14 protein-coding genes and 2 pseudogenes are annotated in these 12121 nt (G+C 60.4%); 7 read left to right on the top strand and 9 right to left on the bottom strand.

Features of this window, described 5'->3' with window-relative positions:
• Positions 1-2: 2 nt before the first annotated feature.
• A pseudogene (locus HX869_RS31585) lies at positions 3-89 on the top strand (outer membrane lipoprotein carrier protein LolA); the annotation flags it as partial.
• A 10-nt stretch (positions 90-99) separates the two neighbouring features.
• Here HX869_RS31585 and HX869_RS17535 read toward each other — a convergent pair.
• From HX869_RS17535 to HX869_RS17525, 3 genes are all read right to left on the bottom strand, one after another.
• A complete protein-coding gene (locus HX869_RS17535) occupies positions 100-270 on the bottom strand; it encodes a metallothionein (RefSeq protein ID WP_043224890.1) in 171 nt (56 codons plus the stop codon).
• A gap of 101 nt (positions 271-371) precedes the next feature.
• Positions 372-827 carry a DMT family transporter gene (locus HX869_RS17530; RefSeq protein ID WP_003208100.1) on the bottom strand — a complete coding sequence of 152 codons (456 nt, stop codon included), beginning with the start codon at positions 825-827 and terminating at the stop codon, positions 372-374.
• A gap of 4 nt (positions 828-831) precedes the next feature.
• The gene (locus HX869_RS17525; RefSeq protein WP_008437061.1) at positions 832-1317 is read right to left on the bottom strand and encodes a DMT family transporter; all 486 of its coding nucleotides are present in this window, start codon (positions 1315-1317) and stop codon (positions 832-834) included.
• A 118-nt stretch (positions 1318-1435) separates the two neighbouring features.
• Between HX869_RS17525 and HX869_RS17520 the strand changes: the two genes are divergently transcribed.
• From HX869_RS17520 to HX869_RS17510, 3 genes are all read left to right on the top strand, one after another.
• Entirely contained in the window at positions 1436-2368 is a 933-nt protein-coding gene (locus HX869_RS17520; protein ID WP_102604793.1) for a LysR family transcriptional regulator, read from the top strand.
• Between the two features lie 138 nt (positions 2369-2506).
• On the top strand, positions 2507-2878 hold the full coding sequence (locus HX869_RS31580; RefSeq protein WP_003208094.1) for a type II toxin-antitoxin system Phd/YefM family antitoxin: 372 nt from the start codon (positions 2507-2509) through the stop codon (positions 2876-2878).
• Positions 2875-3252, top strand: coding sequence for a type II toxin-antitoxin system VapC family toxin (locus tag HX869_RS17510; RefSeq protein WP_003208092.1), 378 nt, complete (start codon positions 2875-2877; stop codon positions 3250-3252). The genes HX869_RS31580 and HX869_RS17510 overlap by 4 nt, the downstream gene beginning before the upstream one ends.
• A 10-nt stretch (positions 3253-3262) precedes the next feature.
• Here HX869_RS17510 and HX869_RS17505 read toward each other — a convergent pair whose 3' ends face one another.
• Both HX869_RS17505 and HX869_RS17500 read right to left on the bottom strand, forming a co-directional pair.
• Positions 3263-4582, bottom strand: a complete 1320-nt coding sequence (locus HX869_RS17505; RefSeq protein WP_087694160.1) for an Nramp family divalent metal transporter — start codon at positions 4580-4582, stop codon at positions 3263-3265.
• Positions 4583-4623: 41 nt separating this feature from the next.
• The gene (locus tag HX869_RS17500) at positions 4624-6177 is read right to left on the bottom strand and encodes a DUF726 domain-containing protein (protein WP_178903406.1); all 1554 of its coding nucleotides are present in this window, start codon (positions 6175-6177) and stop codon (positions 4624-4626) included.
• Between the two features lie 181 nt (positions 6178-6358).
• On the opposite strand from HX869_RS17500, the gene HX869_RS17495 reads away from it, so the two are divergent.
• Entirely contained in the window at positions 6359-6760 is a 402-nt protein-coding gene (locus HX869_RS17495) for a RidA family protein (protein WP_003208087.1), read from the top strand.
• Here HX869_RS17495 and HX869_RS17490 read toward each other — a convergent pair.
• From HX869_RS17490 to HX869_RS17480, 3 genes and pseudogenes are all read right to left on the bottom strand, one after another.
• Positions 6750-7646, bottom strand: a complete 897-nt coding sequence (locus tag HX869_RS17490) for a LysR family transcriptional regulator (protein WP_236260825.1) — start codon at positions 7644-7646, stop codon at positions 6750-6752. The two genes, HX869_RS17495 and HX869_RS17490, sit on opposite strands and share 11 nt — an antisense overlap.
• Before the next feature lie 116 nt (positions 7647-7762).
• Positions 7763-8068, bottom strand: coding sequence for an XRE family transcriptional regulator (locus HX869_RS17485; protein ID WP_003208085.1), 306 nt, complete (start codon positions 8066-8068; stop codon positions 7763-7765).
• Positions 8061-8427 (bottom strand): annotated as a pseudogene (locus HX869_RS17480) (type II toxin-antitoxin system RelE/ParE family toxin). The gene HX869_RS17485 and the pseudogene HX869_RS17480 overlap by 8 nt, the downstream one beginning before the upstream one ends.
• A 359-nt stretch (positions 8428-8786) precedes the next feature.
• Between HX869_RS17480 and HX869_RS17475 the strand changes: the two are divergent.
• Together HX869_RS17475 and HX869_RS17470 are read left to right on the top strand one after the other, a co-directional pair.
• Positions 8787-10595, top strand: a complete 1809-nt coding sequence (locus tag HX869_RS17475) for a monovalent cation:proton antiporter-2 (CPA2) family protein (protein WP_102604789.1) — start codon at positions 8787-8789, stop codon at positions 10593-10595.
• Positions 10596-10667: 72 nt separating this feature from the next.
• Positions 10668-11246 carry a hypothetical protein gene (locus HX869_RS17470; protein WP_177069037.1) on the top strand — a complete coding sequence of 193 codons (579 nt, stop codon included), beginning with the start codon at positions 10668-10670 and terminating at the stop codon, positions 11244-11246.
• A 146-nt stretch (positions 11247-11392) separates the two neighbouring features.
• On the opposite strand, the gene HX869_RS17465 is transcribed toward HX869_RS17470, so the two are convergent.
• Positions 11393-12112, bottom strand: coding sequence for an alpha/beta hydrolase (locus HX869_RS17465; RefSeq protein ID WP_178903405.1), 720 nt, complete (start codon positions 12110-12112; stop codon positions 11393-11395).
• Between the last annotated feature and the right edge of the window lie 9 nt (positions 12113-12121).

Below are 12121 nucleotides of genomic sequence, written 5' to 3'. Positions count from 1 at the left end.
GCTTGCTCGCGAAGGTCGTTAACGATAACGCGGGGCATCTGGTGCCCCGCGCCGCTCTCAGTTTTTTCGCGAGCAAGCTCGCTCCTACAGGTCGCCGCGTTAGCCGTGGGCGGACTTGGTGCATTCGCACCCGGTCGCCGAAGCACAAGGCTCGCCATGGGCATGATGCTCGGCGCAGCCTTGGCAGCAATACCCCTTGCCATCCTTCATCACCGCAGTTTCCCCCAACTGGCAGTTGCAGTCCTGGCAGGCGCATTTTTTTTCTTGCATGTCTTGCATGGTCAGACTCCTTTTTCGTGGTCGTCCAGGTGCGGCGAACGCCGACACCTCAAGCAATGACTATAGGCAACGATTCAAGGTTCAAAGGCCCGTCAGTCAGCCCGACGAGCGTTGCTGCGGTACATGAACACCAGGGCCAGCGCAAGGCACAGCATCGCCACGATGCGGCTGCCGGACAGTTCGATCGCCGGGTTGCCGAGCCAGCCGAAGTTATCGATCAGCATGCCCATGCCCAGTTGCCCGACAATCACCGCCACCGTCGCCACTGCCGTGCCGACAATCGGGACCGCGCCGACCATCACCATCATGTACACCACCCCGAACAACGCCCCGGTCAGTTGCCACTTCGGCACGTCCAGCAGGCTGACCGCGTGGGCGGGCTCAAAGAACAGAATCAGCAACCCGGTACTGATCGCGCCCACGACAAAGGTCAGCAGGCTGCTGCGCAATACGCCCACCGCCTGCCCGAGGCGGCCATTGATGGCGGCCTGCACACTCAATACCGCACCGGCGGCCACTACCAATACCAACAACAGAATCAGGTTCATCACCTTAACCTCGCGCAATCAGAACAAGTGCTACCACGATCAACGCCAATGCAATCCAGCGCTCCACGTTGACCCGCTTGCGGGCAGTGCCAAACCAGCCGAAGTGGTCGATCAGCACGCTCTTGCCTACCTGGCCCGACAAGATCGCAATCATGGTCATCGCGATGCCGATATGTGGCGTAGCCAGGGTTAACACCACCACGTACATCGGCCCCAGGAAGCCACCGATCAATTGCCAGCGCGGCAGGTCGGTCAACGCCGGGCCCTTTTGCGGGCCGCTGAACAGCAACAGCAGGAACAGGATCGCCGAGCCGACGCCGAAGATGCTCAAGGTCGCCCACAAGTGGCCGACCTGCACACCCAGCGGGCCCAGCAAGCCGGCCTCCACCGACAAGCCCATGCCGGCGAAGATCACCAGCGGCAATAGCAACAACCGAAGAAACGTCTTGGGCTTGGCCTGAGCCACACCCGCCACTGAAGAAGCCTGCATACATCACCTGCGCGTTAGAGAGAGGAACAATGGCGCGTATTATCCGGTGGCACTGCTGTGCGATAAATGGGAGCATGCCGATAACACCTTTGCGCAATACGCACAGCATGGAGTGATGATGCAGGGTTTGAACGAACTGAGCTTCAAGGCGCTTCGCCTGTTTGTCGCGGTACTGGACTACGGCAGCTTTTCCGAAGTCGCACGCCGCGAAGGCCTGGCGCCCTCCTCCATTTCCCGGCAGATCCAGTTGATGGAGCAGGCCCTGGGCCAACAGTTGCTGTACCGCCATACCCGTGCGGTCAGCCCTACCGAAGCCGGTCGCCTGCTGGGCCGGCATGCGCGATTGATGCTGGAGCAACTGGAAGCCGCCGGCCAGGCGTTGCAGGAACAGGAAAGCGAACCCAGCGGCCTGGTGCGCATCAATGCGCCGATGGTGTTTGGCCAACGCCACCTCTCGCCGTGGCTTGGGGAGCTGTGTCGGCGTTACCCGAAGCTGCAACTGGATATCCAGCAAACCGACACCTACGTCGACCCGTTGCAAGACGGCACAGACCTGCTGTTTCGCATCGGTGTGCTGAACGATTCCGGCATGCAGGCGCGAATCTTCGCCCCCCAGCGCTTTCGTCTCGCTGCCAGCCCCGGCTATCTGGAGCGTTTCGGTACGCCCCGGCATCCGGACGAACTGGTGAACCACCAGTGCCTGGCCTACAAGGGCGTCACCGGCCAGCAGCGCTGGTTCTTCCGCCGGGACCAGGGCGACTGGACGTCCTACAGCGTCAAGGGCCCGATCACCGGCAACCACGCCGACACCCTGACCCACGCTGCCGAACAAGGCCTGGGGCTGGTGGTGTTCCCGTCATGGTTGATCGGTGAAGGCCTGCGCGCCGGCACGTTGCAGGCGGTGCTCAGCGACTATGAAGTGGCGACGACCCTGGAGCCGCAACAGATTGCTGCGCTGTGGCCGGGTAGCCGGCGGCTGTCGTTGAAGGTACGGACCGTGATTGATTACTTCGTCGAGTGTTTTGGGGCAGTGCCTTACTGGGACCGTTGAGCAACTGTGGGAAACTATTCGGCCCGCACTGTCGGGAAAAATCCCCCTTCAAGTAAGTCCGATCTGATTTTCCACAACACGGGTCAAAAACCGCTTGCACTCGGGCAGACTCCGAGGAATTCCTTCAGGAGAGACGTCATGGATGCCAGTCATTACCCGTTCGGAAACCTGCAATCGTCCCCGCAAAAATCACCCTCCGCCAGCAGTCGGTTGATCTTTGCCTGCTTACGAAATTTTGGCTATATTTGGCCAAAACCTCGAGAAGACCAAATGATTACCGTACCGTTGGGTGAAGCAAAAAATAATTTATCAAAACTGGTCGATGATGCCGCCGCCGGCCAAATCATCACCATAGCCAAGCATGGGCGCGCGATGGCTCGCCTTGTTCCTGTCGGGAAACCGACAGGCCGGCGAATCGGCGCAATGAAGGGCAAACTGGTGGTGCCGGATGACTTCGATGCGCCATTGCCAGACGACATGCTGGATGCGTTTGAGGGAAACCACCCATGAGAATACTGCTGGATACCCACATCCTGCTTTGGGCCCTGAGCGATGATCCAAAACTGCCAGCGAAGGCCAGAAAGCTGATCGAGAACGCGGCTGAAATTTACGTCAGTGCCGCCACGTTCTGGGAGCTGGCGATAAAGGTCGGGCTCGGGAAGCTCAACGTAAACCTGGACGAAATTCGCGAATACTGCCTGGAAAGCGGCTACGTGGAACTGCCCATCACCTCGGAGCACGCCATCGCGGTCAAGGACCTTGAACACCATCACAGGGACCCGTTTGATCGGCTCATCATTGCAACGGCTATCATTGAGCCGATGAAGTTAGTGACAGCCGACCCGATGGTGGCGAAATACACATCATTGGCCGTTTTGACTTAATTCACTTCGCTCAAAACAACCACTGCCCGATCAGCCAGGCATTCGCCCCGCTGATCACCACAAACAAGCTCCAGGCCAGCAGCCGCGTAGGCAAGCTGTTGACGAACGGCCCCATCAGGCGCTTGTCACCCGTCATGCGGATCAGCGGAAACAACGCAAACGGCAACTGCAGGCTCAACACCACCTGGCTGAGGATCAGCAGCTTGCCGATGGCATCATCCCCCATCAGCCACACCCCGAGGAACGCCGGGATCAGCGCCAGGCCACGGGTGATCAGGCGTCGCTGCCAGCAGGGAATGCGCAGGTTGAGGTAGCCTTCCATGATCACTTGCCCGGCAATGGTGCCGGTGAACGTGGAGCTCTGGCCCGAAGCCAACAGCGCAACACCGAACAGCACGCTGGCGAACGCGCCACCCACCAGCGGGTCGAGCAAGTGATAGGCGTCCTGGATTTCCACCACATCAGTGTGGCCGGTCTGGTGGAACGCGGCGGCGGCCAGTATCAGGATTGCCGCGTTGACCAGCAGTGCCAGGGACAGGGAACCGATGGTATCGATACGCGCCAGTTTCACCGCGTCCTGGCGGCTGGCCAGGTCCTTGCCGACCAGCCGGGTTTGCACAATGGAGCTGTGCAGGTAGAGGTTATGGGGCATCACCGTGGCCCCCAGTATGCCAATGGCCAGGTACAACGGTGCGGCATCACTGATGGCGGACAACGACGGGGTGAAACCACGAAACACGTCGGGCCAGTAAGGCTTGATCAGCACCAGCTCGATGAAGAAACACACGCCGATGGTCGCCACCAGTGCCAGCATGATCGCTTCCAGCCGGCGGAAACCTCGATTTTGCAGGGCCAGGATCAGCAAGGTATCGAAGGCAGTGATGACAATCCCGGTGGTCAGTGACACGCCCAGCAACAGGTGAAACGCCAGGGCGCAGCCGAGGACTTCGGCGAGGTCGGTGGCGATGATCGAGATTTCCGCAAGGATCCACTGCACGAACGACGAGCGCCTGCTGTAGCGCTCGCGGCTCAGTTGCGCCAGGTCCTTGCCGGTGGCGATGCCCAGCCGTGAGCACAGGCACTGCACCGCCATCCCCGCCAGGCTCGCCAGCAGCACCACGAACAACAGGTTGTAGCCGTAGCGCGAACCGGCCTCGATGGCCGTTGCCCAGTTGCCCGGGTCCATATAGCCGATGGAGATCAGCAAGCCAGGGCCGGCAAACATCAGCGCACGTTTGAAAAACGAGGCACGGGGATCAACGACGATGGAGCCGGCGACTTCCGGCGGGCAGAACGGGGCGGTAGCGATTTTGGGCAGGCTGAATTTCACGCGGGGTACCAGGCTTTCACACAAGACGTGAACGCAGCTTATCAGTCAGACGCAACGGTACGCATCACCGTCTCCCGGGGCAGATCAAATGCCTCTACCACCTGGACCACCAGATCCATCTCCTGGTTCAGTGCTTCACGCTCCAGGCGCTCGCGAATCACCCCGATCACCAGCACCGCCAGGGTGGTGATGGAATACGCGGGGCCGGAAAACGCCCGCACGCCGGTCACCAGCAGCATCGCCGCCGCGAGCGCCTGCCCCACCACCGGAATGGCCGTGGCCGCGCCCCGGCGCAGGATAAACCCGGTCAACCCGGCCAGCGCGGTCCCGCTGAGGGCAGTGGTGGCTGAGCGCCCGACATCGAAACGATTGAAAAAACCCTGTTCCTTTTGTGCCGCAGCCTTCAACTCTGCCTCGAACACTTGGCGATCAGCCTGGCTGAGCTTGTCCTTGTATTGCTCGATCAGCCGTTCGGCAACCTGTAACTCCAGATCCGCCAGGGCCACTTTCTCGATCGGTTGATCAAACTTGATACCCACCCGCTGCGCCACGTCCTGGGCGATTTCGCGATAGCTCACGCCATGACCACGGGCCAGGTTCATAAAGGTGTCGCCGCCCATGCGCTGCAACTCGATGGCCAGCTTCAAGGGCTCGCGCACGGTGGCGTCGATAGAGGCACTGCGCTTTTGCGCCATCAGCTCGGCGAAAAACTGCAACTCCTCCGGCCGCGCCTGCACCAGCAGCGGGAACAGCTCGACATCCTCTTCGGCAAAGCGCACTTCGCTGCTGCGTTGATCGGCGCGGATCATGCCCCGGCGTTCCTGCAGCAGGTCGGTGTACTGCACCACCGTCTTCAGTTGCGGCCAATACGCGGCGTGGTCGAACGTGGCCAGGTGCACGTTGGCGACCTTGGCCTTGAGCGCCGGTGTCAGCGGGATCGCATAACGACCGATGCAGCGCTCGGTGTCCGGCTTGAGCGCCAGCGCCCAATCCTTGCTCGAGTGGCAGTTGATCACCCGACCGCTGAGCGGCGCCGAGACCAGGTCCCAGGGGCTGGAGGTACAAATCGCACCGCCCATCAGCAGCAGGTTGTTCAGCGGCAACTCACGGGCCACCTCAGGGCTGGCCAGCAGGCTCTTGACCAGGATCCGCGCGCCCAGGGAGTGGCCGATCAGGTTGATCTGCCGCACCTTGATCGACTCGCCATGGAGGTAGTTGGCCAATTCGGGCAGCAGGCTTTTGGCGACCTCATCCACCCGCGCCTCGACGCTTTTGTAGTGGTCGAGGAAATAGGTAATCGCCTTGCCCACCCCGATGGTTGCGGCACCCAGGCTGCCGCCACCCAACATCGAGGTAATCACATCCTTGAACGGCGCAAACAGGTTTTCCAGGAAATGCCCTGCCGGCCAGAACAGCATCAGGTTGGTGGAGCCTTCGATGGTTGCCAGTTGCCGGGAGAAACTACCCAGTTGTTGCTGGCTGAAGAACGCCGAATAACCATGCACGTAGAGATTGAGCACATCCCCCTGGGGCTCGCCACACAACACAAACGTGGGCTTGCGGGTGCGGTGCATTTCATCCCACTGGTGTTGCATGTGACGGTGACTCCTGGCGACGACGGAGGGCGATAGTAACAAAGGGCGGGCTACGGGAATGTGAAAAACTGATACTCGGACTATCCACATCCCTGCACAGTGATGACAAGAAACGCGGATTTTGTTCGCAGATTCAGTCCATTAACCTTTGTCGGGTCAACCACTGAAACCGAGGAACACCATGAGCAAGCCCGAGTTTTTCATCACACCCGGTTACGGCGACATTGCACGCGAAACCCTGCATTACACCCAGGCGGTCAAAATCGGCAACCGCGTCGAAACCTCGGGCCAGGGCGGCTGGGATGACGAGTTCCAGATTCCCGAATCCCTCACCGACGAGATCGCCCTGGCCTTTCAAAACCTCGAACGCACCCTGGCGGCAGCCGGCGCCGGCTGGGAGCATGTGGTACACGTCAATTCCTACCACGTGGGAGGTTTCCCGCCGGAGGTGAACGAGCAGATGGTCAAGTGGTACCGCCATTACATGCCCAATCACGCCCCCATCTGGACTGAGCTGGGAGTAGAAGCCCTGGGGCTGCCGGCAATGCGCATTGAAATCCGCGTGACAGCGATTATTGCCTGACGCCGAACCGCTCGATCACCCAGTCGATAAATACCTTCAGCCGGGCGTTCTGATGGCGATTGGGTGGATAGATGATGTGCAACGGCGTGGCGGGCCGGGTCCAGTCTTCGAGTACCGGGACTAAATGGCCTGCCTCTACGTAGTAGTCAACGATGGTCTTGAAATGCTGCCCGACGCCCAGGCCGGCGAGCAGCATTTCCTTGAGGCCGTTGCCTTCGTTGGTGGAAAACGCGCAGTTGCCTACCTCATACCGAGTCGCGCCCTTCTCGAAAATCAACGGCTCCGGCTTACCCGACCCGGCAAAGAAATACCCCGCCTTGAGGTGGTTCTTCTCGAGGTCCTCGGGAGACACGGGCGTACCCATGCGCTCCAGGTAGCCGGGGGCCGCACAAGTGACGTACTCGAGGTCGACAACCTTGCGGGCGATCATCGCCATGTCATCGAGCTTGCCAGCGCGCAGCACGCAATCCACACCCTCCCCCACGATATTCACGGCGCGGTCGCTGATGCCCAGGGCGATGGTGATCTCAGGGTACTCACGATGAAAATCCACCAGCGCCGGGATCAGCAGGCAATTGGCAAAGGACGCCGGCGCATCCACTTTCAGGTGGCCGCCGGGCTTGAGCTTCTGCCCGCGCAGGGCATTGTCCAGTTCATCGAGTTCCGCCACCAGGCACAGCGCGTGGCTGTAGTACTCCAACCCCTCCGGCGTCGCCGCCAGCGCACGGGTGGTGCGATGCATCAACTTGACGCCAAGGTGCTTCTCCAGGTCCGTTATGAGTTTACTGACGGTAGAACGCGGCAGTGCCAACTGGTCGGACGCGCGGCTGAAGGAGCCGGTTTCGACGACACGGACGAAGGCACGCATGGCGAGAAGTTGGTTCACGTTGATGTCCGATGGGGCGAGAATGGCGAGTATTGTCCATTAATCTGCACAATGACGACAGGTATTCAGCGAACAGAAAACCCGGCGCATGGCCGGGCTTTGACGGAGCGGATGACTCAGTGGGCAAAGTTCTCGATCTTTACCTGGCCATCAGGAAACGTAGCGACAATCTCCAGTTCTCCTCCCATGGCGCGGATATAGTTACGCAGCGTGCTGATATACATGTCGGTACGCCGCTCCATTTTGGACACTGCCGCCTGATTGATATTCAGCGCCTTGGCCAGCGTATCCTGGCTCATCTGTTGCGCCTTGCGCAGTTCATGCAGGGGCATTTCTTTCAGGTGTTGCTGGAAGATGCGCTCTGCATCGGCCCGGGCTTGCGGTGTCATGCGAGCCTGCAGCTCACTGAATTTTTTAGCCATGGTGACGGCCCTCTTTAAGCAGTGTTTCCAAATGTTCGTCATACAACTTCTCAGCCAGCGGGACGTATTCGTCATACCACCGGCCTCGACCGGTTTTATCCCCGCCAATCAGCAACAAGGCACACCGGCGCGGATCAAATGCATACAGAACGCGGTAAGGCCGCCCGGCATGCTGCACCCGCAACTCTCGCAGGCAGCCATGCCTGGAGCCCTTGATATCGCTGCTGCGGGGGGAAGCCAAGGCCTGGCCCCAGAAGGCCCAGTAAATCCACACTGGCCGATACTGAGGATTGCTCCTTTGCATCCAGACCGCCCCACCAGATTCCAAACTCGTCCGTGTATTCAACGTCCCAACTCATGCAAATATGCCATCCATGGAATATAAACTCAAGGGCATAACTGTAGGAGTTCCTGGCTTGTACAGGCTTCCGTTTGTCCCGGAAAAGTGTTTGTAGATTATTCCCGCACAATGCTCAGCCCATAAAAAACCACCCTTTCGCGCGGCTGAAGACACGACCACAGCGCCGGCACCACGGATGATCCCGACCGCCACGTGCATAAAACTCATTGAAATAAATGGTATTAATAGTTTGGAGAGTGCCGCGAAAGAACCGGACGACATCCAATGAACCCGGAGGCGAAGGCCTTGGGACCTGCAAAGCAAGCTCGCTCCTACAGTAAAACCTGTTGATTCAGCAAAACGATCCCGGAGTTCCCAATGCCCCATGAAGGCAACCTGTTACAAGCGGCCGTTGTATTCCTGCTCGCTGCCGTCCTGACCGTGCCCCTGGCCAAGCGCCTGCAACTGGGTGCCGTGCTGGGTTACTTGCTGGCCGGAGTGATCATCGGCCCATCGGTGCTGGGCCTGGTGGGCAACCCGCAAAGCGTCAGCCAGTTTTCCGAACTTGGGGTGGTATTGCTGCTGTTCATCATTGGCCTGGAGTTGTCACCGAAGCGTCTGTGGGTGATGCGCAAGGCAGTGTTCGGTGTAGGCCTGGCGCAGGTGTTACTGACGGGCACCGTGATCGGCGTGGTCGCGCTGTTCGTGTTTGGCCAATCATGGAACAGCGCGATTGTGCTGGGCCTTGGCCTGGCGCTCTCCTCCACCGCGTTTGGCCTGCAAAGCCTCGCCGAGCGCAAGGAACTCAACCAGCCCCACGGGCGACTGGCCTTTGCGATTCTGTTGTTCCAGGACATCGCCGCCATCCCGTTGATCGCCATGGTGCCGCTGCTCGCGGGCAGCGATCATCCCGCCACCACCTCCCAGGGCCTGCGACACGGCCTGGAAGTACTGGGCAGCATCGCCGTGGTGATCATCGGCGGGCGCTATCTGTTGCGGCCGGTGTTTCGCATCGTCGCCAAGACCGGCCTGCGGGAGGTCTCCACCGCCACCGCGTTGCTGGTGGTGATCGGCACCGCATGGCTGATGGAATTGGTGGGCGTGTCCATGGCCCTCGGCGCCTTCCTCGCCGGGTTGCTGCTGGCAGACTCCGAATACCGGCATGAGCTGGAATCGCAGATCGAACCGTTCAAGGGCCTGCTGCTGGGTCTGTTTTTTATCAGCGTGGGCATGGGCGCCAATATCAGCCTGCTGTTCAGCGCGCCGGTGATCGTGCTGGGGCTGACCCTGCTGCTGATCGCCATCAAGTTGCCGCTGCTGTTTTGCGTGGGTCGCCTGGCAGGCGGCCTGAACCCTGAAAGCGCGCTGCGCCTGGGCGTGGTGCTGGCAGCCGGTGGTGAGTTCGCATTCGTGGTGTTCAAGATCGGCCGCGACCAAGGCCTGTTCGAGCCGCACCTCTACGACATCCTGGTGTTGACCATCACCCTGTCCATGGCCGTGACGCCATTGCTGCTGTTGCTCTGCCCGAAGCTGTTCAAGCCCAAGGCCAAACCGGTGGAAGTGCCCGAGGAATACCGTGCCATCGAAAGCGATGCGCCACGGGTGGTGATCGCCGGGATGGGCCGCATGGGGCAGATCGTGGCGCGGATCCTGCGGGCACAGAACATATCGTTCATTGCCCTCGACACCTCGGTGGAAACCATCGAACTGACCCGCAGTTTCGGCGGCATGCCGGTGTTCTACGGCGACCCGCAGCGCCCGGAAATCCTTCACGCAGCGAAAGTCGACCAGGCCGAGTTTTTCGTGATCGCCATGGACGACCCCGAGATCAACATCAAGACCGCCGCGCTGGTGCGCAGCCTCTACCCGCACATGAAGATCATCGCCCGCGCCCGTAACCGCCAGCATGTGCACCGCCTGGTGGACCTCGACGCGTCACCGGTGCGCGAGACGTTTTACTCCAGCCTGGAAATGAGCCGCCGCACCCTGGTGGGCCTTGGCTTGACCCAGGCCCAGGCCGACGCGCGCATCAGCCGCTTCAAAAACCATGACCTGCAATTGCTGGCGGCCCAACACGCCGTGTATGACGACGCGGCCAAGGTGATGCAGTCTGCCCAGGAAGCCCGGACGGAACTGGCACGGCTGTTTGAGATGGACCGGATCGAGGAAGAGTCCGACAAGGTGTAGGGATGGAGATGAACGATCTTGCGAATTTTCTGACAGAATACGGCGCAATTTCGTTCATCCCTGGAGAGCTTCATGGCCACCCTCAGCAAGACCGCAGCCCTCTTGGCCCTCGCGCTGGCCGCCGGGTTCGGCGCCAGCCAAGTCCTCGCCGCCAGCAAGCCAGCGGCGCAGAAGACCGCCACCCAGACCATCTCCACCCTGGATGGCAAGTTCAGCTTCAACCTGCCCAAGTCCTACCTGGCCGACCCACTGCCGGCCGGTGATGCCGAGCACGGCACCGCAGGCGCCAGCGGCACGATGTACAGTGACCAGGCCACCAAAAGCGTGATCTTCGTCGTCGAAAAACCGAGTGTCGCCGGCCTGATCAAGGACAACGACCCGCAGTTCCTCGACGGTGCCGTGGCGGATTTCGTCAAGGAACAAAGCGCCGCCCTGCCGGACTTCAAGAAAGGCGCCGAGAAGAAACTCACCGTGAAAGGCCTGGCCCTGCGCCAGGTCGACAGCACCGCGACCATGGGCGGTGGCAAGACACTGAGTTCCACCTTCCTGACGGGCTCCGGCAGCCACCAATTGGTGGTGCAGGCCATTTCCCGGGCGGATGACGAGAAAGGCCATGCACTGTTGGTGAAACAGATTATTGGCGGTAAATAACCGGTTTTAATCTGGCAATGAAAATCCAATGTGGGAGCGGGCTTGCTCGCGAAAGCGGTGGGTCAGTTAATACATGTGCTGACTGCAACACCGTCTTCGCGAGCAAGCCCGCTCCCACATTTTTTATCGCGTTCACATCGCAGGATTCAACGCAGGCTCTTTTCCAGCCACTGCTTCAAGTCCAGCAACTCCGCCTCACCGACGGTATGAATCATCCCCGGGTAGCCGTGGAATTCCGGCGTGAGGCCAATCCCCTGCAATACCTCGTTGGCCCGCGTTGCCGAGTAGTACGGCAGCGCCTGGTCCAGCGTCCCGTGACCGATGAAAATCGCCAGCTTGCCCAGTGGCGCATCCGGCTTGAGTTCGGCCTTGAGTACCGGCAGCAGGCTGCCGCTCAACGCCGCAATCCCGCGCAGGGTTTCGGGATGTCTTAACCCGACTTCATACGACATGATCGCACCCTGGCTGAACCCCACCAGAAACACCCGCTCAGGTTGGGTGTGGTACCTGGTGGTGGCCTGGGCGACGAAGGCCTCGATCAGCTTGGCGCTGCTCTGCAGGTCGGCGGTCTCGCCATCAAAATCGCCATCGCCCGGCTTCTTGCGAAACCAGCGATAACCACCGCCCTCCACCGGCATCGGTGCCCGTGCAGACAGGTAGGTCCAGGTCGACGGCAAGCGGTCCTTGAGCCCGAACAGGTCGGCCTCGTCACTGCCATAACCGTGCAGGAAGATCACCAGCGGCTCGTTGCGGGCATCACTTTGAGTCTGTTCCAGGTAAGGCAGCGGCAGGTCGGTGTGCAATACGTCTTCGGCCTGTGCGGCGCCGGTAAACAGCGCTACCGTCAGGGCAATCAGTTTGAGCATGAGCATCAA

Source organism: Pseudomonas sp. P7779 (genome assembly GCF_013386315.1).
Taxonomy (GTDB): Bacteria; Pseudomonadota; Gammaproteobacteria; order Pseudomonadales; family Pseudomonadaceae; genus Aquipseudomonas.
This window is presented reverse-complemented; position numbering and strand designations above follow the sequence as displayed.

Bases quoted from the DNA above. Each gene is read 5' to 3' on its own strand.
- HX869_RS17535 (WP_043224890.1), bottom strand. From the start codon at position 270: ATGCAAGAAAAAAAATGCGCCTGCCAGGACTGCAACTGCCAGTTGGGG.
- HX869_RS17530 (WP_003208100.1), bottom strand. From the start codon at position 827: ATGAACCTGATTCTGTTGTTGGTATTGGTAGTGGCCGCCGGTGCGGTA.
- HX869_RS17525 (WP_008437061.1), bottom strand. From the start codon at position 1,317: ATGCAGGCTTCTTCAGTGGCGGGTGTGGCTCAGGCCAAGCCCAAGACG.
- HX869_RS17520 (WP_102604793.1), top strand. From the start codon at position 1,436: ATGCAGGGTTTGAACGAACTGAGCTTCAAGGCGCTTCGCCTGTTTGTC.
- HX869_RS31580 (WP_003208094.1), top strand. From the start codon at position 2,507: ATGGATGCCAGTCATTACCCGTTCGGAAACCTGCAATCGTCCCCGCAA.
- HX869_RS17510 (WP_003208092.1), top strand. From the start codon at position 2,875: ATGAGAATACTGCTGGATACCCACATCCTGCTTTGGGCCCTGAGCGAT.
- HX869_RS17500 (WP_178903406.1), bottom strand. From the start codon at position 6,177: ATGCAACACCAGTGGGATGAAATGCACCGCACCCGCAAGCCCACGTTT.
- HX869_RS17495 (WP_003208087.1), top strand. From the start codon at position 6,359: ATGAGCAAGCCCGAGTTTTTCATCACACCCGGTTACGGCGACATTGCA.
- HX869_RS17485 (WP_003208085.1), bottom strand. From the start codon at position 8,068: ATGGCTAAAAAATTCAGTGAGCTGCAGGCTCGCATGACACCGCAAGCC.
- HX869_RS17475 (WP_102604789.1), top strand. From the start codon at position 8,787: ATGCCCCATGAAGGCAACCTGTTACAAGCGGCCGTTGTATTCCTGCTC.
- HX869_RS17470 (WP_177069037.1), top strand. From the start codon at position 10,668: ATGGCCACCCTCAGCAAGACCGCAGCCCTCTTGGCCCTCGCGCTGGCC.
- HX869_RS17465 (WP_178903405.1), bottom strand. From the start codon at position 12,112: ATGCTCAAACTGATTGCCCTGACGGTAGCGCTGTTTACCGGCGCCGCA.